The following is a 21,110-nucleotide window of genomic DNA, read 5'->3' as shown; positions in this document are numbered from 1 at the left end:
TGACACAAACGCGTCGTTCGGGCGACGCGCAATTCGGTCGGCGCCCCTGACGGGTCTGACCTGCCCGCGGTGACGAGAAGTCGCTCACAACGCGGCGATGACGTTTTGGCCACCTGCTGTTCGTGCGCGAGAATGCCGGGTGGCCACGAAGGGAGCCTCAATGGCTGAGCTCGGCAACCTGGCAGGCACGCATGGCGCGGAATGGATCGCCCGGCCGCCCCACGAGGAACTGCAGCGCAAGGTGCGTCCGCTGCTGCCCTCGGACGACCCGTTCTACCAGCCGCCGCTGGGTTTCCAGCACGCCGAGCCCGGGACGGTGCTGCGCTCGCGCGATGTCGAGCTGGCGTTCCTCGGCCTGATCCCGCAGCCCATCAAGGCCGTCCAGCTGCTCTACCGGACCATGGACATGAACGGCGACCCCGAGGCGACCGCGACGACGGTGATCGTCCCGGCTGACCTCGCTCCCGGGCGGCCCTGCCCGGTGCTGTCGTACCAATGCGCGATCGACGCCGTGTCCTCGCGCTGTTTCCCGTCCTATGCGCTGCGGCGCCGGGCGAAGGCGTTCGGGGCGATCGGCCAGTTCGAGCTCTTCCTGATCGCCGCCGCCGTCGCCGAAGGCTGGGCCGTCTCGGTGCCCGACCACGAGGGCCTGCGCGGCCTGTGGGGGGCGCCGTTTGAACCCGGCTACCGCGTCCTGGACGGCATCCGGGCCGCGCTGAGCTCGGAGCGTCTCGGGCTGTCCAACTCGGCCCCGATCGGGCTGTGGGGTTATTCCGGGGGCGGCCTGGCCAGCGCGTGGGCCGCCGAAGTGTGCGCCGAATACGCGCCCGAACTCGACATCGTGGGTGCGGTGCTGGGCTCGCCCGTCGGGGACCTGGGCAACACCTTCCGCCGGCTCAACGGCAGCTTCCTGTCGGGCTTGCCCGCGCTGGTGGTGGCCGCGCTCGCGCACATCTATCCCGACCTGGACCGGGTGATCAGGGAGCACACCAACCAGGAGGGGCGCGCCCTGCTCGACTCGCTGGAAAAGATGACGACCGTCGGGGCCGTCGTGCGCATGGCCGGCAAGAACATGGGCGACTACCTCGACGAGCCGCTCGAAAAGATCCTGTCCACCCCGGAAGTCACGTACGTCTTCGACCACATCAAGCTGGGCGCCGCGGTCCCGACACCCCCGGTGTTGATCGTGCAGGCCGTGCACGACTACCTGATCGACGTGCACGACATCGACGTGCTGGCCGACGCGTATTCGGCGGGCGGCGCGCGGGTCACCTACCACCGCGACGCGTTCAACGAGCACATGATGCTGCACCCGCTGTCGGCGCCGATGACGTTGCGCTGGCTGACGGATCGCTTCGAGGGCCGCCCGCTGACCGAGCACCTGGTGCGAACCACCTGGCCGACGATGTTCAACCCGATGACCTACGTCGGCATGGCCCGGCTACTCAAGATCGCGGCCAAGGTGGTCACCGGCCGCAGGATTCGCCGCCGCCCGCTATGACACGGTCGCTTCCGCCGCGCCGCCCCCTGCCACCGGCAGCGCATCGGACGGCTTAGCCGCCGGCGGAAGCGCGCCCAGGTCGTCACGGGCGTCCGCGGCCACCCGCACGGCGTACACCAGCGCCGCGACGCCGACCGGCCACAACAGGCTCACCGCGATCTGCAACGGACGGTCGGAGAAGAACACCGGCGGCGCCTGGGTGACGTACGCGACGGACGGGCTCTTGCCCAGCGGTACCGCATCGAAGTCCAGGGCGCCGTAGCCGAGCCGCACCAGCGCGGCCCCGACGGCCGCCGCGACGGCAGCGGCGGTCAGCAAGCCGAGCGACAGGGCGACGACCATGCCCGGGCCGCGGTGCTGTTGCCACTGCCACGCCCACACCGACGCGACCACCGCCAGCGCGGTCAACAGGCCCAGCATCAGCGCGGGTGCGACGAAGAAATGCTCGGACTCATTGCCCAGATAGTCGTGAACCCGCTCACCCGAGCGGGTCAGCGCCACCACGGCGCGGATCGGCGGCGCGATCCACGCCCACAGCGCACCGATGAGCAGACCGGTCGCCGCCGCGCCCCCGCCGACGAGCAGGAACGCGCGCGCCCGTGCCCGGCGGGGCACCGAGGCGGGGTCGGTGGCATCCGGGGCATCCGCCTTGGCGTGCTCACTCACCGTTGCGTCTCCAGGTCGGCGGAGTCGACCTCGCCGTGCCGCGAGCAGCGCGCCCGCCAACCGTCGGGCCGAACCTGCACCACCATCCGGCGCCCGCATGCCGCGCAGAACCGGGGCGGCTCAAGACCCAACTGGGCCGCTGTCGGCACGGCGGTGCCCCCTAATTCCCCGGTGTAGACGTTGTAGACGCCGGCGCTGACCGCAGCGCCCAGATCGCCAACCACAAGTGTCCAACCTAGCCGCGGCGTGTCGGCTTACAAACTGGCGTTGAGGCCCTTGAGGGGCATCTGCAGGTCGCCGAGCAATTCCAGGTCGGCCTCGGCCGGACGACCCAGCGTGGTCAGGTAGTTGCCGACGATGACGGCGTTGATGCCGCCCAGAATGCCCTGCTTGGCGCCGAGGTCGCCCAGGGTGATCTCGCGGCCGCCGGCGAAGCGCAGCATGACGCGCGGCAGCGCCAGCCGGAATGCGCCGACGGACTTCAACGCCTCGCTGGCCGGCAGCACCTCCAGGTCGCCGAACGGCGTGCCGGGCCGCGGGTTGAAGAAGTTCAGCGGGACCTCGTCGGGTTCGAGTTCGGCGAGTTCGGCGGCGAATTCGGCGCGCTGCTCGAGGGTTTCGCCCATGCCGAGGATCCCGCCGCAGCACACCTCCATGCCGGCGTCGCGCACCATCGACAGCGTCTCCCAGCGCTCCTCCCAGGAGTGGGTGGTCACGACGTTGGTGAAGTACGAGCGCGCGGTCTCGAGGTTGTGGTTGTAGCGGTGCACACCCATGGCCGAGAGCTGTTCCACCTGCTCGGCCGTCAGCATCCCCAGCGAGCAGGCGATGTTGATCTCGACCTCGTTGCGGATCGCCTCGATGCCGGCCGCGACCTGGGCCATCAACCGCTCGTCGGGCCCGCGGACGGCGGCGACGATGCAGAACTCGGTGGCGCCGGACTTGGCGGTCTGCTTGGCCGCCTCCACCAGGCTGGGGATGTCCAGCCGGGCGCTGCGCACCGGCGATTCGAACAGCCCCGACTGGGCGCAGAAGTGGCAGTCCTCGGGGCAGCCGCCGGTCTTGAGGCTGATGATGCCCTCGACCTCGACCTCGGGGCCGCACCAGCGCATCCGGACCTCGTGGGCCAGCGCCAGCAGTTCGTCGAGCCGGTCGTCGGGCAGCTGCAGCACCCGCAGGACCTGGTCGCGGCTCAAGCCCTGGCCATCCTCGAGCACCTGTTGGCGGGCCACCGCCAGGATGTCCTCGTCGTTGCCGGTTTCGGCCGTCGGTCGCGTAGCCGCTTGAGTCACCAAGTACTCCCTTGCCTCTTTCTCGTGCCCGCGCGTGGGGACACATCTGCCCCGTGCCGGTGGCAGCCTGAATGAAAAGGTGTTCAAAGTAGGGTAACGGCCGAAGAACTCGGCCTACCCCTGGGTATACGACCATGGTGACCCCGCACGTCGAATACTTGGCGCACCACTATCTGCTGTTGGCCGCGCCGGCGTTTCTGCCTGCGGTGATCGTCGTTGCCGTGATCTTGTACATCGCGCTGCGCGACCGCCGGGAAGGCCGCGACACCACGGCGGCCACCACAGACGCGGCGAAACACGACACGCCCGATCAAGAGCGTGATTGACGCGCGCCGGATCTGGGCATTAAACAATCAATCACGAAACCTACTTGACAGTAATAAGCGGTTGACTTCTATCGGATCCTCCGGGGCGGCCCGGCGCGGTTGGGAGGCACGACGATGCGGTCGGATGAACTGACGATTGTTGCTGAGGCACCGGCGCGCGGTGCGGGGTTGGACCAAGTGATCGGGCTCTCGATCGCCGCCGTGGTGATCACGTTGCTGATGCTGTGGGTGGGCCACGCCCACCGCACGCATCGCATCACATGGCTGGCCCGGGTCGCGGACAAGGTCGGCGAGAAGTTCCACCGGCCCAGTTGGGTCGCCCTGCCGGTGCTGGTGTTCACCACGTCGATCATCTGCGCGTTGTTCGGGTTCATCTGGGACGTCAGCTGGCATATCGGCAACGGCCGCGACCCCGGCCCGCTGGCCAACCCGGCGCACTACTTCATCATCATCGGACTGTTCGGGATCTTCCTGGGCGGCATGACGGCGGTCGTCCTGCCGTTCGACAAGCCCGGCCCGGCGGCCGTGCGCATCACCCGCAACTGGCACGCCCCGGTCGGCGGAGTGCTGATGGCCGGCTGCGGGCTGTACGCGCTGATCGGGTTCCCACTGGACGACATCTGGCACCGCATCTTCGGCCAGGACGTAACCCTTTGGGGCCCAACGCATCTGATGATGATCGGCGGCGCCTGCTTTTCGCTGTTCGCGGTGTTGATGCTCGAGCGCGAGGGCGAGGCCCAACTGGGTGCCGACGTGCTGCACGGCGCGTTCATCACGTTCCTGCGCTACCTGTCGTTCGGCGGCATGTTCATCGGCTTGTCGGTCTATCAGATCGAATACGACTTCGGCGTCGAGCAATTCCGCCTCGTCCTGCAGCCCATGATGATCGCCGCCGCGGCGGCGCTGGCGGCGGTCGCCGCCCGCATCACCATGGGGCGCGGGGCGGCCCTGATCGCGGCCGTCTTCGCCATCGCCCTGCGCGGCGGCGTGGCATTGCTGGTCGGGCCGATCCTGGGCGCCCCGATCAACTGGTTCCCCCTGTACCTCGGCCCCGCACTCGCGGTCGAGTTGATCGCCCTGACCCCGCTGCTCAAGCGCCCCATCGCTTTTGGGGCCGTCGCGGGCCTCGGGGTGGGCACCGTCGGGCTGTGGCTGGAATCGCTGTGGATCGGGGCGGTCTACCACTACCCGTGGCCGGCCAGCATGTGGGGCGAGGCCCTGGCCATGGCGGTGCCGGTCGCGGTGCTGATGGGAATGTGCGGCGCGCTGCTCGGCATGGTGCTCACCGGCCAGCGGCTCCCGGGCCGCGCCGCCGGCATCTCGGTCGTGGTCGTCACGGTGCTGGTGATCGGCGGCGCGGTGGCCAACGGCCTGCATATCGTGGTGCCGCGCCAGAACAACGCCGCCATCACGCTGACCGAGCTGCCCGCCGCCCCCGGGCATCGCATGGTGTCGGCCGACATCCAACTCGCACCGGCCGACATGGTCAGCCAGCATCCGGAGTGGGTGACGATCCTGTCCTGGCAGGGCCGGATGGAGAACAACCGCGGTCTACAGATCGACGAGCTCGAGAAGGTGGGTCCCGGCCATTACCGGTCGACGCGACCGCTTCCGGTGTGGGGCACGTGGAAGACGCTGCTGCGGGTTCAGGACGGCTACACGATGACCGCGGTGCCGATCTACGAACCGGCCGACGAGGCGATCCCGGCGCCCGAGGTTCCGGCGTTGTCGGCGATGAACCGCCCGTTCGTGCAGGAGATCACGATCCTGCAGCGCGAACGCGACCAGAACGCGCCGGTGTGGCTGTTCACCGCCGGCTCGATCGTGGTGCTGTTCATGACGCTGATGGTGATCGCCGGCCTGACGTGGGGCGCCGGGCGGCTCGGCAACGCCGTCACCGAGCCGGAACCCGCCGAGGACAAGCAGCCGGTCCCCCGGGCGGCGTAAGGCGATGACGATTCGCGGCACTCTCCTCGCGGCGTGGGTGGCGGCGCTGGTCTGCGGCCTGGTCGGCTGCGGCGGTTCCACCGACAAGTCCCCGGCGGCGCCCCTGGTCATCGACGTCACGATCGCCAACGGGCAGGTGACCCCGACCAACGCCACGCTGCAGGCCAAGGTGCGCCAGCAGATCACCCTGCACGTGACCAGCGATGCCACCGACGAGCTGCACGTGCATTCGACGCCCGATCACAAGTTCCAGGTCGCGGCCGCGCCCCACCAGACGTTCGAGTTCGCGGTCGACGTGCCCGGCAACGTCGCGGTGGAACTGCACCATCTGGACCGCACTATCGCCACCATCCAAGTGCAGCCGTGACCTCCGCCCCCGCGGCGGTGGTGCTCGCGCATGGTCTCGGCGGGTCGGGTGACCTTCCGGTGCCGTACGCCTACGCGATGGTCGGGGCGGCATGGGCGCTGACCTTCACCTTTGCCCTGGTCGCGTTCGCGTGGCGACAGCCGCGGTTTGACCCACTCAAGCCGGGCCGGGCCTTGCCGGCGGCGCTGACGACGTTCGTCGACGCCCGGGCGAGCCGCGCGACGGCCGCGGCGCTGGCGCTGGCGTTCGCGCTGTGGGCGGTGGCGGCCGGGATATGGGGCCCCGACTCGGAGTCCAACGCCCTGCTCGGCGCGTTCTACGTGCTGCTGTGGGTCGGATTGGTGGCGCTGTCGTTGGCCGTCGGGCCGGTGTGGCGGGTGATTTCGCCCATGCGCACGATCTACCTGCTGCTGCGGCGCGTCACGCCGCAGCGGCTCGGACGTCCGCGGCTGTCCTACCCGGAAGGCTGGGGCTACCGGCCCGCCGCGGTGGGCCTGTTCGCCTTCGTCTGGATGGAGCTGGCCAGCCCGAATTCGGCGTCGCTGCCCTGGATCAGAACGTGGATCGGATGCTACGCGGTGCTGATGCTCGTCGGGGCCTGGCTGTGCGGGCAGCGCTGGCTGGCGCGCGCCGACCCCTTCGGCGTGTACAGCATGGCCGTCTCCCGGCTCTCACCGTTTCGCCGCAATCGCGAGACCGGCAGAGTCGTCGTCGGGAACCCGCTCGACCATCTGCCGTCGCTGCCGGTGCGCCCTGGCGTCGTGGTGCTGCTGGCGGTGCTGCTCGGGTCCACGGCGTTCGACAGCTTCTCGTCGTCGCCGACCTGGCGCGGCTTCGCCGATCGGCTCACGCGCGACTTCGGGGTGTCCCCCACGGTGGCATCGTCGGCGCTGCGCACCATCGGACTGATCGTGTTCATTTCCGTTGTGGCGGTGACGTTTTCGCTGGCCGCGCGCGCCACGGGCGGCGTGGACCGCGAGCGGCGCCGCGAATTGCCCGGCCAGATGGCGCATTCGCTGATCCCGATCGTGGTGGGCTACATCTTCGCGCACTACCTGTCGTATTTGGTGGAGCGCGGACAGCAGGCGGTGTTCGCGCTGGCCGACCCGTTCGGCCGAGGCTGGAACCTGTTCGGCCTGGCCCACTTACACGTGGCCTACGTGTTGTCCATGCACCCGCCGGTGCTGGCCGCGATCAAGGTGACCTGCGTGGTCACCGGGCACATCGTCGCGGTGATCGCCGCCCACGACAAAGCCCTGCGGCTGCTGCCCGCCGGCCATCAGCTCACCGGGCAGTTGACCATGATGCTGGTGATGGTCGGCTACACGTTCACCGGTTTGTATCTTCTCTTCGGTGGGTAGGCGTTGCGGCGTGCGCTCCAACGTAACGCGATCCCTGACCGAACTCGTTTGATGTCGCGGCGCTCGACCGAGCCGGTACCCCCGGACGAGCAGAACCCGGCCCGAAAGACGTGGCGACGCCCGCGAACGCTGTCCCGATTCAGCATTCAGTCCAAAGTGATGCTGATGCTGCTGGTGTCCAGCCTGGCGTCGCTGGGAGTGATCGGAACGGTCGAGTACGTCGCGGCCCGCAACGCGCTGTTGCCCGCGGCTACCGACCGGATGACCCAGATGCGGGCGGCGCAGAAGCGGGCCATCGAGACGCTGTTCTCGGATCTGTCGGATTCGCTGGTCGTCTACAGCCGCGGAACCACCGCACTCGACGCGGTGCACGAGTTCACCGCCGGCTTCGACCAGCTGGCCAACGCCCCCGTGGACCCCGGGCAGCAACGCGCGCTGGTGGACTTCTACAACGAGAGGCTGATCAAACCGATCGAGCGCGACACCGGCAAGAAGCTTGCCCTCGACGCGGTGTTGCCCAGCAACAACTCACAGAGATACCTGCAGGCGCACTACACCGTCGCGGCGAGTCGGTCCTCGAATCAAACGGGCGGCCCACCCGACGACGCCGGCGACGGCAGCGCCTGGTCGGCCGCCAATGCGCGCTTCAACGACTACTTTCGCGAGATCGCGACCCGATTCGAGTACCGGGATGCGCTGCTGCTGGACACCCGCGGCAACGTGGTTTACAGCGTGCGGAAATCCGCGTCCCTCGGTACCAACGTCCGCACCGGCCCGTACCGTCAATCCAACCTGCGCGACGCCTACGAGAAGGCGATGGCCGCCAACTCGGTGAACTTCGTGTGGATCACCGACTTTGCGCCCTATCAGCCCCAACTCGGTCAGCCCATCGCATGGTTGACGGCACCGATCGGTCCATCCGGCAGCGCGGCCGGAGTGCTGGCGCTGCCCCTGCCGATCTCCAAGGTGAATCGGATCATGACCGCCGACAAGCAGTGGAAATCCGCCGGCATGGGCGACACCGGCGAAACATATCTCGCCGGCCCGGACAACCTGATGCGCTCCGATTCACGGTTATTCCTCGAGGACCCCCAGCGCTACAAAACCGAGGCGTTGGCGGCCGGAACCCGGCCCGACACCGTCGACACGGCGATCAGATGGGGCGGCACGACGCTGGTCCAGCCCGTGGCCACCGCGGCCGTGCGCGCCGCGGAACGCGGGGAGACCGGAACCCTCACCGACACCAGCTATCTGGGCCGCCGGGAACTCGCGGCCTACGCCCCACTGTCCGTGCCGAATTCCGACCTGCACTGGTCGATCGTCGCGACCAGGGAAACCGCCGAGGCCAACGCCCGGGTCATGTCGCTCACCCAGACGCTCGTGATCACCACCACCGCAATGGTTTTCGTGATCTGTGTGGCGGCGCTGCTGGTCGCGCAGATCTTCGTGCGGCCCATCCGCAGGTTGCAGGCCGGCGCCCAGGAGATCGGCGCCGGCAACTACGACGTCGCGATCCCGGTCACCTCCCGCGATGAAATCGGTGAACTCACTGCCGCTTTCAACGAGATGAGCCGCAAACTTCAGATCAAGGAAGGGCTGCTGGGCGAGCAGCGCAAGGAAAACGACCGGCTGCTCGGGTCGTTGATGCCCGAGTCGGTTGCGCAGCGTTACCGCGAGGGTGAACAGACGATCGCCCAGGAGCACCAGGACGTCACCGTCATCTTCGCCGACCTCGTCGGCCTCGACGAGATCTCGGGCAGGCTTTCCGGCCGCGAATTGGTGGGCATCGTCGACGAGCTGATCCGGGAACTCGACTCAGCGGCCGAAAACCTTGGTATCGAGCCGATTCGCACACTGCACAACGGCTACCTCGCCAGCTGCGGGCTGAACTTCCCCCGCCTGGACAGCGTGCACCGCACCGTCGAATTCGCCATCGAGATGAAAGACATCATCGCGCGCTTCAACGCCCGGACGGGCTACCACCTGGCCCTGCGGGCCGGCATCAACACGGGAAACGTCATCAGCGGCCTGGTCGGACGCTCCAGCATCGTCTACGACATGTGGGGTGCGGCCGTCAATCTGGCTTATCAAACACGCAGCAGCACAACGCAAACGGGAATCTACGTCACCTCGAAGGTGTACGAGGTGATGCACGACATCCATCAATTCACGCCGGCGGGCACCGTCACCGTCGGCGGCGTCGAGCAGCAGATCTGGAAGTTGTCGGAAGGATAGGGGCAGCGCCGTGGCATCCATGGACTCGTCGCTGTACTAGGCCGCCGGTGTGGTCGTCGGCCTGCCGCTGCTGCTGATCGCCCTCACCGAATGGCATCAGAGCCTGGTCCGCAAGAACAGCCCCCTGGCCCGGCCCGCGTTCCTGTTGCGCAGTTACCTGATCCCGCTGGGCGCCCTGCTGGTGCTGCTGGTCAACGTGGCGCGAATGCCGGCGCAGTTCACGTCGGTTCGGGTGCTCGCGACGGTGTTCGGCTTCGTGGTGTTGGTGCTGCTGCTGTCCGGGCTCAACGCGACCGTGTTCGAGGGCGCGCCGCAAGGGACGTGGCGCCAGCGGATCCCGGGCATCTTCCTCGACGTGACCCGATTCCTGCTGATCGGGGTCGGGCTGGCGGTCATTTTCTCCTACGTGTGGGGCGTTCGCGTCGGCGGCCTGTTCACCGCGCTGGGTGTGACCTCGGTGGTCATCGGGCTGATGCTGCAGAATTCCGTCGGCCAGATCGTGTCGGGGCTGTTCATGTTGTTCGAACAGCCCTTCCGGATCGGCGACTGGCTGGACACCCCCGCGGCCCGCGGCCGGATCGTGGAGGCGAACTGGCGATCCGTTCACATCCAGACCGGCCGCGGGCTACAGATCACCCCGAACTCGGTGCTGGCCACCACCTCGTTCACCAACCTCAGCCGCCCACCCGGCGGCCACCAATTGGCAATCACTACAACGTTTTCCGAGGTGGACCCGCCCGACCGGGTATGCGCATTGCTGGAGCGGGTGGCCAACGCGCTGCCGCAGCGCCGGCCCAACGCGGTGGCGTCTGCGGCGCCCGTCGGGGCCGCCGAGTATCTCCTCACCGTCGGATTGAAATCGCCCGCCGACGATTCCGCCGCGCAGGCGACGTTTCTGCGTTGGCTCTGGTACGCCGCGCGGCGCGAGGGCCTGCGCCTCGATGGCGCCGAAGACGACATCTCGACGGCCGAGCACATCGAGAAGGCCCTGCGGACGGTGGTGGCCCCGGCGCTGCGGCTGAGCCAACCGGATCAGCAGGCCTTGGTATCGCACGCCAGGATCGTTCGCTACGGGGCGAACGAGGTCGTCGAGCACGCCGGCCGGGTTCCCGACAGGATGACGTTCTTGCTCGCGGGCGGCGTGCGGTTGACCGCGACCGCCAAGGACGGAACGTCGGTCGCGGTCGGCGGCCTCGACGAGGGTTCGTTCCTGGGGGTGACCGCGCTGACCCGGCAACCCAACCTGGCCGACGCGCAGGCGATCGACGAGGTGACCGCGCTGGAGATCGATCGCGACCACCTCGTCGAATTGGTGACGGGCAAGCCGTTGCTGCTGCAAGACCTGGGTCGCACGATCGACAAGCGACGCGCCAGGGTGCACGAGGCCATGGCGCAGGAGGGCGTGCTCGCCGTCGGCTAGCCGATCAGGTGCTCGACCTTCTTGTTGCCGTCCCAGCGGCGCAACCCCGCGAAGCTGCCCTCGATCTGGGCGGGCCGGCCCGCGATGCGCAACGCGCGCCCGAGCTGGGCGCCGCCCACCCGGCGGGCCATGGTGACGTGCGCGGTCCACTGATCGGGCAGGCTGTTGGGCATCGGGCCGGGCACCAGATGCGGGGCGCACAACCGGTGCGCCCGGGCGTGCAGGGCCAACAGCTCGCCGGTCGGCACCACGAGTCGGGCGAAAACGGCGCTGCCGCGGCCGAACAACACCGGCGCGCCGATGAGGCAGCGCAGCGGCAGCTGGTCGCTCACCGGGTGCAGCAACGCGTCGACGTCGGCGGCGATGCCCTCGGCGACCGCCAGTGTCACGTGCGGGCGGCTGGCCGGCGCCTGGCTGGGAATTCCCGCCGCGGCCAACGCCTCCCAGATGTTGCGGATCGCGGCCTCGGTGTCGCGGTCGAAGATCAGCTCGATGGAGTGGACCATCAGCCGACCAGTGCGGTGACCCAGTCGCGGTCGAATGCGCCCGCGCACAGCGCCGCGAAGCCGGCGGCGTCCATCGACGCCGCCCCGGCGGGCAGCGCGGCGCGCACCGCGGCCAGCCGGGCCAGCGCGGACCGATTGGACGTCTCCACCACCCCCGGGCGCGCGGGCCAGGCGCCGATCACCAGCCCGGCACACGAAAGGCGCTGCGCAGCAAGTGATTCCAGCGTCAGGGCGGTGTGGTTGAGGGTGCCCAGCGACGGGCTGACCACCACCAGCACCGCCGCGCCCAGCGCGACGGCGAGATCGCGTGCGGTGACACCGTTTTCGCCGAGCTCGACCAGCAGTCCCCCGGCGCCCTCGACCAGCGTCAGCCGGCCCGGCCGGTCCAACTCCCCGACGAGCGCCAACAGCTGCTCGCGGGTGGGTAACGGCGTCCCGGCCTGCTCGGCCGCGGCCACCGGCGCCAGCGGTTGCGGATACCGGGCGAACCCGGCCAGCTCGGTCACCCCAGACAGCCGGCCCACCTCCGCGAGGTCGTCGTCGCCGCAGTCGGTGCCGGTCTGGACCGGCTTGCACACCGCCACGTCGATGCCGGCCTGGCGGGCGTGGCATGCCAGCGCCGCGGTGACGACCGTCTTGCCGACCCCGGTGTCGGTGCCGGTGACGACCAGGACCGTCACCGGTGTGCCCTAGCCAAGTCCGGCGAGCACATCGGTGAGCACCCGGCGCGCGACCTCCAGCTCGTCGGCGTCCAGCGACGCGCGCGCGGTCAGCCGTAGCCGCGAGGTGCCGGCGGGCACGGTCGGCGGCCGGAAGCACCCGACGCGCACCCCCGCGTCCAGGCAGGCGGTCGCGGCGGCCACCGCCACGTCCGGGTCGCCCAGGATCACCGACACCACCGCCGATCGCGGTCGCTCGCGCACCCCGCAGACCTCGGCCAGGATGCCGGCGTGGCGCAGCACCGCGTCCGCACGCCACGGTTCGGCCCGCAGCACCCGCAGCGCGGCGCGCGCCGCCCCCGCCGCCGCCGGGGCCAGGCCGGTGTCGAAGATGAACGTGCGCGCCGCGTCGATCAGATGGGCGCGCACCGACGCCGGCCCGAGCACCGCGCCGCCCTGGCTGCCCAGCGCCTTGGACAGCGTGGTGGTCATGACCACGTCCGGCGCCCCGGCCAGCCCGACCTCGTGCAGCAGCCCGCGCCCGCCGCCGCGCACCCCGAGGCCGTGCGCCTCGTCGACGATGAGCAGGGCGCGGTGCCGGCGGCAGACCTCATGCAATTCGCGGAGCGGCGCCAGGGCGCCGTCGGTGCTGAACACCGATTCGGTGAGGACGACCGCGCGTTCCTCGTCGCGCGCGCGCAGCGCGGCCTCTACGGCGCCGACGTCGCGATGCGGCGTCACGGCCACCCGCGCCCGCGACAGCCGGCAGGCGTCGACCAGCGAGGCGTGCGAAAACTCGTCGGACACCAGCAGCGAGCCCCGGCCGGACAGACCGACGACCGCCCCCAGGTTGGCCGCGTAGCCGGAGGAGAACAGCAAGCCCGCGGCCGCCCCGACGTAGTCGGCGAGCTCGGACTCGAATTCCTCGTGCAGTTCGGTGTCGCCGGTGACCAGGCGGGACCCGGTCGCGCCGGCGCCCCACATGCGCAGCGCGGCGACCCCACCGTCGATCACGTCGGGGTGTTGGGACAGCCCCAGATAGTCGTTGGAGGCCAGGTCCAGCTCGGTGGCCACGGCGGGGCGCGGCCGCAGCGCGCGGCGCAGCCCGGCCGCGCGGCGCTGCCGTTCCACCGCCTCCAGCCAGGCCAGCGGGGAGACGTCGATCGGTGCCTGCGGGGAGGCGTTCATAGGGGCTCAGCCTAGTGGCGATCGCCAGCGCGGCGGAGCCGGGCGCAGCGGGTCGCCACTGCTAGCCGACGAGTTGTGCGACCTGCACCATCGCCGAGGTGATCCCGGAGATCTCGTCGGGCGTGCAGATGTAGGGCGGCATCGCGTAGACCAGGTTGCGAAAGGGGCGCAGCCAGACGCCGTGGTCCAGCGCCGCCGGGGTGGCGACGGCCAGGTCGACGGGCCGCGCGCATTCGATGACGCCGATGGCCCCGCACACCCGGACGTCGGTCACGCCAGGCAGCGGCCGGGCGGCTTCGAGCCCGGCGGCCAGCCCGGCGCCGATCTCGGCGACCCGCGCGCGCCAATCCTGGCCGAGCAGCACCTCGACGCTGGCCACCGACACCGCGCACGCCAGCGCGTTGGCCATGAACGTGGGCCCGTGCATCAGCGCGCCGGCCTCGCCGGAGCTGATGGTGTGGGCGATGTCGGTGGTGCACAGCGTGGCGGCCAGGCTCAGGTACCCGCCGGTCAGCGCCTTGCCGACGCACATGATGTCGGGGCTGACGCCGGCGTGGTCGGCGGCGAAGAGCTCGCCGGTGCGGCCGAAGCCGGTGGCGATCTCGTCGAAGATCAGCAGCACGTCGTGGCGGCGGCAGATCTCGCGCAGGTCACGCAGGTACCGGGGGTCGTGGAAGCGCATGCCGCCCGCACCCTGCACGACGGGTTCGACGATGACCGCGGCCAGTTCGTCGGCGTGCCGGGCCAGTTGCGCTTCGAACGCCGCGCTGTAGGCGGCGTCGTAGTCGCGGGGCACCTGCGGGGCGAAGACCTGCCGGGCCAGGATGTCGGTCCACAGCGAATGCATGCCGCCGTCGGGGTCGCAGACGCTCATCGGGGTGAAGGTGTCGCCGTGGTAGCCGCCGCGCCAGGTCATCAGCCGGTGCTTGCCGGGCCGGTGGAGGCTGCGCCAGTACTGCAGCGCCATCTTCACCGCCACCTCCACCGACACGGACCCGGAGTCGCTGAAGAACACCGTGTCCAGGCCGGCGGGGGTGATCTCGACGAGCAGCTGGGCCAGTTGGGCCGCGGGTTCGTGGGTCAGCCCGCCGAACATGACGTGGTTCATCGCGCCGAGCTGGGCGGACAGGGCCGCGTCCAGCACCGGGTGGCCGTGCCCGTGGATCGCGGTCCACCAGGAGCTCATGGCGTCGAGCGCCTCGACGCGCTCGCCGTCGCGGATCAGGGTCAGCCGGGCGCCGCGGGCTCCGACGGCGACGACGGGTGCAATGGATTCGGCGCCGATGGTGCTGTACGGGTGCCACAGGTGCGCGGCGTCGATCGCGCTGATCTGCTCGGGCGTCAGCCCGGCCTTGGCCGCGGGCATAGTGATCGAGGGTAAAGCAGCCGATTCGCGCAAACCCGGGCCGTCGGGAAGCATGAGACATCATGGCCACGCCGCACCAGCCCGACAGCGCAGGACCCCCACCCGTCCCGGTCGACTACGACGCGGAAGCCCCCGCGGCGCCCCGGGTGATTCGGGTGCGGCTGGCGGCGTGGGACGTCGTGTGCACCGTCACCCTGCTGGTCCTGCTCGCCGTGCTGGCCGCGGCGACGCCGTGGCCGTCGCGCCTTTTCGGCTTCCTGACAAACGTCTGCGCGGACGAGACCTGCGGGCCGGTGCCCTTTGGGCTGGACCTGTACATCCACCCGGTGGTGTGGGGCGGGATCGGCGCGGCCCTCACCGCCGCGGTGATCGGCCCGGTCGTGTCCATCCTGAAGGGCTGGTACATGTCATTCTGGCCGGTGCTGGCCCTGGCCTTGATCTTGGTCAGCTCGGCGGCCGGAACGCTGCTGACCCTGTTCAGCGAACGCTATTGGCTGTGATCGGGCCGCCGTCGCCACCCCGTGACGGCACCGCCACGCCGTAGCCGGCTGAGACCGAAATCACAACTGCGCATACGGGATTGGGCCGCGCCAGTCACCGTCCGGTCACGGTACGACAAATAATCCCCTGGGGGCCTGGCGGCTAACACCTTCTGTTGTCAAAGTGGCTGTTGTGACTGATGTGAATACGGCGGTCTGACGAGCCGGTTCACTTCGCAAGTGCCATGGACGGCGCGGCCCCAGCGTGGGGGCCGTCGCTTGGTTCATGAACCGGGGGCGGACGCGCGAGGTCACCGCGTCGAGGCCCCACGAGCGCCTGAGAGGCCGGGAAAATGAAACGCATCTACGCCTTCGCGATCGGTTTGGCCCTGTTCGGGGCGCCGATGGTGGTTCCCACCGTCGCGACCGCCGACCCGGGCGCCAGATCGATGGACTATCAGCAGGCCACCGACGTGGTGGTCGCCCGCGGCCTGTCGCAACGCGGCGTGCCGTTCTCCTGGGCCGGCGGCGGCATCAACGGCCCCACCCGCGGCACCGGTACCGGCATCAACACCGTTGGGTTCGACGCCTCGGGGCTGATGCAGTACGCCTACGCCGGCGCCGGCGTCAAGCTGCCGCGCTCCTCCGGGGCGATCTACCGGGTCGGCCAGAAGATCCTGCCGCAGCAGGCCCGCAAAGGTGACCTGATCTTCTACGGCCCCGAGGGCACGCAGAGCGTCGCGATGTACCTGGGCAACAACCAGATGCTCGAGGTCGGTGACGTCGTGCAGGTCTCGCCGGTGCGCGCCAATGGCATGACCCCCTACATGGTCCGCATCCTCGGGGCCTCCGCGCCGACGCCACAGGCCCCGGCGCAGCAGCTGCCCACCCAGCAGACACCGCTCCAGCAGGCGCCCACCCAACAGGCCCCGCTCCAGCAGGCGCCGACCCAACAGGCCCCCCTGCAGCAGGCGCCGGTACAGCAGTCGCCGTTCACGCAAGCGCCGCAGCAGCAACTGCCGACCCAGCAGGCGCCGCTGCAACAGGTCCCGACGCAACAGGCCCCGCTCCAGCAGGCGCCGACCCAACAGGCCCCGCTGCAGCAGGTCCCGACGCAACAGGCGCCGGCCCAGCAGGTGCCCACCCAGCGCGCCCCGCTGCAGCTCGCACCGGCGCAGCAGGCGCCGCTGCAGCAGGCACCCGTACAGCAGTTGCCCGCCCAGCAGGCCCCGTTGCAGCCGGCCGGCGCCGGTCTGACCCGGTAATTCCCACGGTCGTTCGCTGCCTTCGGGCGCCCGCCACCTGCTCCCCCGCCGCGCGCGGTCGGGAACGGGTGGCGGGTTTTGGGTAAATTAGCGATCGATCATGCAGACCCCGACACGTTCTTCCGCACCGGTCGCCGCCACCGATCCGGGCGCTGAGGGGGCGCGCACGGCGGGATCGTGGGGATCGCAGGGGTTCTATCGCCACGACCTCGACGGCTTGCGCGGCATCGCGATCGCGCTGGTGGCCGTCTTCCACGTCTGGTTCGGCCGGGTCTCCGGCGGCGTCGACGTGTTCCTGGCGCTGTCCGGATTCTTCTTCGGCGGCAAGGTGATTCGCGCCGCATTGAACCCGGCGGTGACCTTGTCGCCGGTGGCCGAGGTGATCCGGCTCGTGCGTCGCCTGGTTCCGGCCCTCGTCGTCGTGCTGGCCGGATGCGCGGTGCTCACCATCCTGGTTCAGCCGGAAACCCGCTGGGAGACCTTCGCCGACCAAAGCCTCGCCAGCCTCGGCTACTACCAGAACTGGGAGTTGGCCAACACCGCGTCCGACTACCTGCGGGCGGGCGAGGCCGTCAGCCCCCTGCAGCACATCTGGTCAATGTCGGTGCAGGGCCAGTTCTACGTCAGCTTCCTGGTACTGATCGCCGGCCTGGCCTACCTGTTCCGGCGCGCGCCCGGCGCCCGGTTGCGGACCCTGTTCCTGGTGGTGCTGAGCGCGCTGACGGTGGCCTCGTTCGTCTACGCGATCGTCGCGCACCAGGAGAACCAGACGGCCGCCTATTACGACAGCTTCGCCCGCGGCTGGGAGTTGCTGCTGGGCGCCCTGGTTGGAGCGCTGGTGACCCGCATCCGCTGGCCCATGTGGTTGCGCACGGTGCTGGCCACGGTCGCGCTGGGCGCGGTGCTGTCGTGCGGGGCGCTGATCGACGGCGTGCGGGAGTTCCCGGGCCCGTGGGCCCTGGTGCCCGTCGGCGCCGCCATGCTGCTGATCCTCGTCGGGGCCGGCGTGACGGGCGAGGGCCGGTTGCCGCTGCCCAACCGGCTGCTGGCGACGCGCCCGCTGGTCGAGCTGGGCGCCATGGCGTATTCGCTCTACCTCTGGCATTGGCCGCTGCTGATCTTCTGGCTGTCCTACAGCGGCCACAAGCACGCCACGTTCCTCGAGGGCGCGGTGTTGCTGCTGGTGTCCGGGGTGCTGGCGTATCTGACCAACCGGCTCGTCGAGGACCCGCTGCGCTACCGCGCGTCCTCGAAACCGGCGCCCCGTCCGGCCGTGACGACGACCCGCTGGCTGGCCCGCGTCCGGCGGCCGACGCTGGTGCTGGGATCGGCGGTCGTGCTGCTGGGCGTGACGCTGACGGCGACGTCGTTCACGTGGCGCCAGCACGTCACGGTGTTGCGGTCGGCGGGCAAGGAGCTCAGCGTCCTCAACCCGCAGGACTATCCCGGCGCGCGGGCCCTGACCGAACACGTGCGCGTGCCGGCGTTGCCGATGCGGCCCACGGTCTTGGAGGTCAAACAGGACCTGCCCGCCTCGACCAAGGACGGGTGCATCAGCGACTTCGTCAACCCGGCGGTGGTCAACTGCACCTACGGCGATGCGACCGCCGAGCGCACGATCGCGCTGGCGGGCGGTTCGCACGCCGAGCACTGGCTGCCCGCGCTGGACATGCTGGGCAAGCTGCATCACTTCAAGGTCGTGACCTACCTCAAGATGGGCTGCCCGCTGTCGACCGAGCAGGTCCCGCTGATCATGGGCAACAACGCCCCCTACCCACAGTGCCGCGAGTGGGTGCAGGAGACGATGACCAAGCTGGTCACCGACCGGCCCGACTACGTGTTCACCACGACGACCCGGCCGTGGAACATCAAGTCCGGCGACGTGATGCCGGCCACCTATGTCGGGATCTGGCAAACGTTGTCCGACAACAACATTCCCATCCTCGGGATGCGCGACACCCCGTGGCTGGTGAAGAACGGCCAGCCGTTCGACCCGGCGGACTGCCTGGCCAAACGGGGCGCCACCGCGCAGTCCTGCGCGATCAAGCGGTCCGATTTGCTCTCCGACCGCAATCAGACCCTCGACTTCGTCACCCAGTTCCCGCTGCTCAAGGTGCTCGACATGTCGGATGCGATCTGCCGCGCCGACGTCTGCCGACCCGTCGAGGGCAACATCCTCGTCTATCACGGCGCCCATCACCTGTCCCCCACGTACATGCGGACCATGGCGCCGGAACTGGGCCGCCAGATCGCCGACAACACCGGGTGGTGGTGAGCCGCCTCGCGGACAGCCGTACGTTCGTGAGCACCCCGCGGCGCGGATAAGGTCGAAACGTGTCCACCAACAATTCCGCTTCAGAACCAGGCGGTCACCAACAACCCAAACTCGCCACCGTCTGGCCGGGAAACCCGTATCCGCTCGGGGCGTCCTACGACGGCGCCGGGACCAACTTCTCCCTGTTCTCCGAAATCGCCGAGAAGGTCGAACTGTGCCTGATCGACCACGGGGGCGGCGAGTCGCGAATTCCCTTGGAGGAGGTGGACGGATACGTCTGGCACGCCTATCTGCCGAACATCAACCCGGGCCAGCGCTACGGGTTTCGCGTCTACGGCCCCTTCGACCCGGCGGCCGGTCACCGCTGCGACCCCAGCAAGTTGTTGCTCGACCCGTACGGCAAGGCCTTTCACGGCGATTTCACGTTCGGCCAGGCGCTGTTCTCCTACGACATGAAGGCCGTCGACGGCGACGACGCCGACGGGGCCGACCCGGGAACTCCCCCCATGGTCGACTCGCTGGGCCACACCATGACCAGCGTGGTCAGCAACCCCTTCTTCGACTGGGGATCCGACCGCGCCCCGCTGACCCCGTACCACGAAACCGTCATCTACGAGGCGCATGTCAAGGGCATGACCCAGAACCACCCCAGCGTCCCCGAGGAGCTGCGGGGCACCTACGCCGGCCTGGCCCACCCGGCGATCATCGACCATCTCAAGTCGCTCAGCGTCACCGCCATCGAGCTGATGCCGGTCCACCAGTTCATGCACGACTCGCGACTGCTGGACCTCGGATTGCGAAACTACTGGGGCTACAACACCTTCGGGTTCTTCGCCCCGCACAACCAATACGCCGCCAACCGCAACTCCAGCGTCGCCGAGTTCAAGTCCATGGTGCGCAGCTTCCACGAGGCGGGCATCGAGGTGATCCTCGACGTGGTCTACAACCACACCGCCGAGGGCAACCACCTGGGCCCGACCATCAACTTCCGCGGCATCGACAACGCCGCGTACTACCGGCTCGTCGACAACGACCTGCGGCTGTACAAGGACTACACCGGCACCGGCAACAGCCTCAACCCGCGCCACCCGCACGTGCTGCAACTGATCATGGACTCGCTGCGCTACTGGGTGTCCGAGATGCACGTCGACGGCTTCCGCTTCGACCTGGCCGCCACCCTGGCCCGCGAACTGCACGACGTCGACCGGTTGAGCGCGTTCTTCGATCTGGTGCAGCAGGATCCGATCGTCAGCCAGGTCAAACTGATCGCCGAGCCGTGGGATGTAGGCGAGGGCGGCTACCAAGTCGGAAACTTCCCGGGTTTGTGGACCGAGTGGAACGGGAAGTATCGCGATACTGTGCGCGATTACTGGCGGGGCGAGCCCGCAACCCTGGGTGAGTTCGCCTCCCGGCTGACCGGGTCGTCGGACCTGTACGAGGCGACCGGCCGGCGCCCCAGCGCCAGCATCAACTTCGTCACGGCGCACGACGGCTTCACGCTCAACGACCTGGTGTCCTACAACGAAAAACACAACATGGCCAACGGGGAGGACAACCGGGACGGGGAAAGCCACAACCGCTCGTGGAACTGCGGTGTCGAAGGCCCCACCGACGATCCCGACATCACCGAGCTGCGCTACCGCCAGATGCGCAACTTCTGGGCGACGCTGATGGTCAGCCAGGGCACGCCGATGATCGCCCACGGCGACGAGGTCGGCCGCACCCAGAACGGCAACAACAACGTGTACTGCCAGGATTCCGAAATCTCTTGGATGGACTGGTCTTTGGTCGACAAGAATTCCGACCTGCTAACGTTCGCACGCAGGGTGAGCGCCTTGCGCAAGCACCATCCGGTGTTCCGCCGGCGCCGGTTCTTCGAGGGCGAACCGATCCGAAGCGGCGACGAGGTGCGCGACATCGCCTGGCTGAATCCGAGTAGCCGCGAGATGACGCGCGAGGACTGGGGCGAGAGTTTTCACAAGTGCGTGGCCGTCTTTCTCAACGGTGACGCCATCACCGCGCCGAACGCCCGCGGGGAGCGGGTGGTCGACGACTCATTCCTGTTGTGCTTCAACGCCGGCGAGGATCCGGTGGAGTTCTCGATGCCCCCCGACGACTACGCGAAAGAGTGGACCGTGGAACTGGACACCAACGAACCGACGGGCCTCAAAGAGGGGGGCGACCACGTGGTGACCGCCGAAGAGAAGGTGTCGCTGCCCTCACGCTCGCTGCTCATCTTGCGTAAGACGCTGTGACG

The 21,110-nt window shown here is 69.3% G+C and carries 17 protein-coding genes and 1 pseudogene; 11 read left to right on the top strand and 7 right to left on the bottom strand.

The window, feature by feature from the left end:
- Positions 1 to 160 precede the first annotated feature (160 nt).
- A complete protein-coding gene (locus tag JF781_RS22555; protein WP_225329679.1) occupies positions 161 to 1,501 on the top strand; it encodes a lipase family protein in 1,341 nt (446 codons plus the stop codon).
- On the opposite strand, the gene JF781_RS22550 is transcribed toward JF781_RS22555, so the two are convergent.
- Genes JF781_RS22550 through bioB form a run of 3 tightly spaced genes read right to left on the bottom strand, consistent with a single transcriptional unit; the run spans position 1,496 to position 3,459 of the window.
- Positions 1,496 to 2,167 carry a DUF2567 domain-containing protein gene (locus tag JF781_RS22550; protein WP_374109738.1) on the bottom strand — a complete coding sequence of 224 codons (672 nt, stop codon included), beginning with the start codon at positions 2,165 to 2,167 and terminating at the stop codon, positions 1,496 to 1,498. The two genes, JF781_RS22555 and JF781_RS22550, sit on opposite strands and share 6 nt — an antisense overlap.
- A complete protein-coding gene (locus JF781_RS22545; RefSeq protein ID WP_225329680.1) occupies positions 2,164 to 2,391 on the bottom strand; it encodes a hypothetical protein in 228 nt (75 codons plus the stop codon). The genes JF781_RS22550 and JF781_RS22545 overlap by 4 nt, the downstream gene beginning before the upstream one ends.
- Before the next feature lie 30 nt (positions 2,392 to 2,421).
- Entirely contained in the window at positions 2,422 to 3,459 is a 1,038-nt protein-coding gene (gene bioB, locus JF781_RS22540; RefSeq protein WP_225329681.1) for a biotin synthase BioB, read from the bottom strand.
- A 134-nt stretch (positions 3,460 to 3,593) separates the two neighbouring features.
- On the opposite strand from bioB, the gene JF781_RS22535 reads away from it, so the two are divergent.
- The 6 genes from JF781_RS22535 to JF781_RS22510 all read left to right on the top strand — a co-directional run bounded on the left by JF781_RS22535 (position 3,594) and on the right by JF781_RS22510 (position 11,115).
- The gene (locus JF781_RS22535; protein ID WP_225329682.1) at positions 3,594 to 3,785 is read left to right on the top strand and encodes a hypothetical protein; all 192 of its coding nucleotides are present in this window, start codon (positions 3,594 to 3,596) and stop codon (positions 3,783 to 3,785) included.
- A gap of 114 nt (positions 3,786 to 3,899) precedes the next feature.
- The gene (locus tag JF781_RS22530; protein WP_225329683.1) at positions 3,900 to 5,732 is read left to right on the top strand and encodes a hypothetical protein; all 1,833 of its coding nucleotides are present in this window, start codon (positions 3,900 to 3,902) and stop codon (positions 5,730 to 5,732) included.
- A gap of 4 nt (positions 5,733 to 5,736) precedes the next feature.
- The gene (locus JF781_RS22525; RefSeq protein WP_225329684.1) at positions 5,737 to 6,099 is read left to right on the top strand and encodes a hypothetical protein; all 363 of its coding nucleotides are present in this window, start codon (positions 5,737 to 5,739) and stop codon (positions 6,097 to 6,099) included.
- On the top strand, positions 6,096 to 7,460 hold the full coding sequence (locus JF781_RS22520; protein ID WP_225329685.1) for a hypothetical protein: 1,365 nt from the start codon (positions 6,096 to 6,098) through the stop codon (positions 7,458 to 7,460). The genes JF781_RS22525 and JF781_RS22520 overlap by 4 nt, the downstream gene beginning before the upstream one ends.
- A 51-nt stretch (positions 7,461 to 7,511) precedes the next feature.
- The gene (locus JF781_RS22515; RefSeq protein ID WP_225329686.1) at positions 7,512 to 9,695 is read left to right on the top strand and encodes an adenylate/guanylate cyclase domain-containing protein; all 2,184 of its coding nucleotides are present in this window, start codon (positions 7,512 to 7,514) and stop codon (positions 9,693 to 9,695) included.
- Between the two features lie 49 nt (positions 9,696 to 9,744).
- Positions 9,745 to 11,115, top strand: coding sequence for a mechanosensitive ion channel domain-containing protein (locus JF781_RS22510; protein WP_225329687.1), 1,371 nt, complete (start codon positions 9,745 to 9,747; stop codon positions 11,113 to 11,115).
- Here the strand turns inward: JF781_RS22510 and JF781_RS22505 are convergent.
- The 4 genes from JF781_RS22505 to JF781_RS22490 form a co-directional block, all read right to left on the bottom strand.
- On the bottom strand, positions 11,112 to 11,621 hold the full coding sequence (locus JF781_RS22505; RefSeq protein ID WP_225329688.1) for a 2'-5' RNA ligase family protein: 510 nt from the start codon (positions 11,619 to 11,621) through the stop codon (positions 11,112 to 11,114). The genes JF781_RS22510 and JF781_RS22505 overlap by 4 nt on opposite strands.
- Complete coding sequence (gene bioD, locus JF781_RS22500) at positions 11,621 to 12,301, bottom strand: dethiobiotin synthase (protein ID WP_225329689.1); 681 nt, start codon at positions 12,299 to 12,301, stop codon at positions 11,621 to 11,623. The genes JF781_RS22505 and bioD overlap by 1 nt, the downstream gene beginning before the upstream one ends.
- Positions 12,302 to 12,310: 9 nt before the next feature.
- Complete coding sequence (locus JF781_RS22495) at positions 12,311 to 13,468, bottom strand: 8-amino-7-oxononanoate synthase (protein WP_225329690.1); 1,158 nt, start codon at positions 13,466 to 13,468, stop codon at positions 12,311 to 12,313.
- Positions 13,469 to 13,529: 61 nt separating this feature from the next.
- Positions 13,530 to 14,834, bottom strand: coding sequence for an adenosylmethionine--8-amino-7-oxononanoate transaminase (locus JF781_RS22490; protein ID WP_225329691.1), 1,305 nt, complete (start codon positions 14,832 to 14,834; stop codon positions 13,530 to 13,532).
- Positions 14,835 to 14,896: 62 nt separating this feature from the next.
- Between JF781_RS22490 and JF781_RS22485 the strand changes: the two genes are divergently transcribed.
- From JF781_RS22485 to glgX, 4 genes and pseudogenes are all read left to right on the top strand, one after another.
- On the top strand, positions 14,897 to 15,334 hold the full coding sequence (locus tag JF781_RS22485; protein WP_225329692.1) for a hypothetical protein: 438 nt from the start codon (positions 14,897 to 14,899) through the stop codon (positions 15,332 to 15,334).
- Positions 15,335 to 15,666: 332 nt separating this feature from the next.
- Positions 15,667 to 16,320 (top strand): annotated as a pseudogene (gene ripD, locus JF781_RS22480) (NlpC/P60 family peptidoglycan-binding protein RipD); the annotation flags it as partial.
- Positions 16,321 to 16,678: 358 nt separating this feature from the next.
- Complete coding sequence (locus tag JF781_RS22475) at positions 16,679 to 18,853, top strand: acyltransferase family protein (protein WP_225329693.1); 2,175 nt, start codon at positions 16,679 to 16,681, stop codon at positions 18,851 to 18,853.
- A 59-nt stretch (positions 18,854 to 18,912) separates the two neighbouring features.
- Positions 18,913 to 21,108 (top strand): glycogen debranching protein GlgX, encoded by a 2,196-nt coding sequence (gene glgX, locus JF781_RS22470; RefSeq protein ID WP_225329694.1) that lies wholly within the window; start codon positions 18,913 to 18,915, stop codon positions 21,106 to 21,108.
- Positions 21,109 to 21,110: the final 2 nt, after the last annotated feature.

Source organism: Mycobacterium sp. WUMAC-067, assembly GCF_020217485.1.
Taxonomy (GTDB): Bacteria; Actinomycetota; Actinomycetes; order Mycobacteriales; family Mycobacteriaceae; genus Mycobacterium.
The sequence above is the reverse complement of the archived record's forward strand: the minus strand, read 5'-3'. Positions and strand labels throughout refer to the sequence as shown.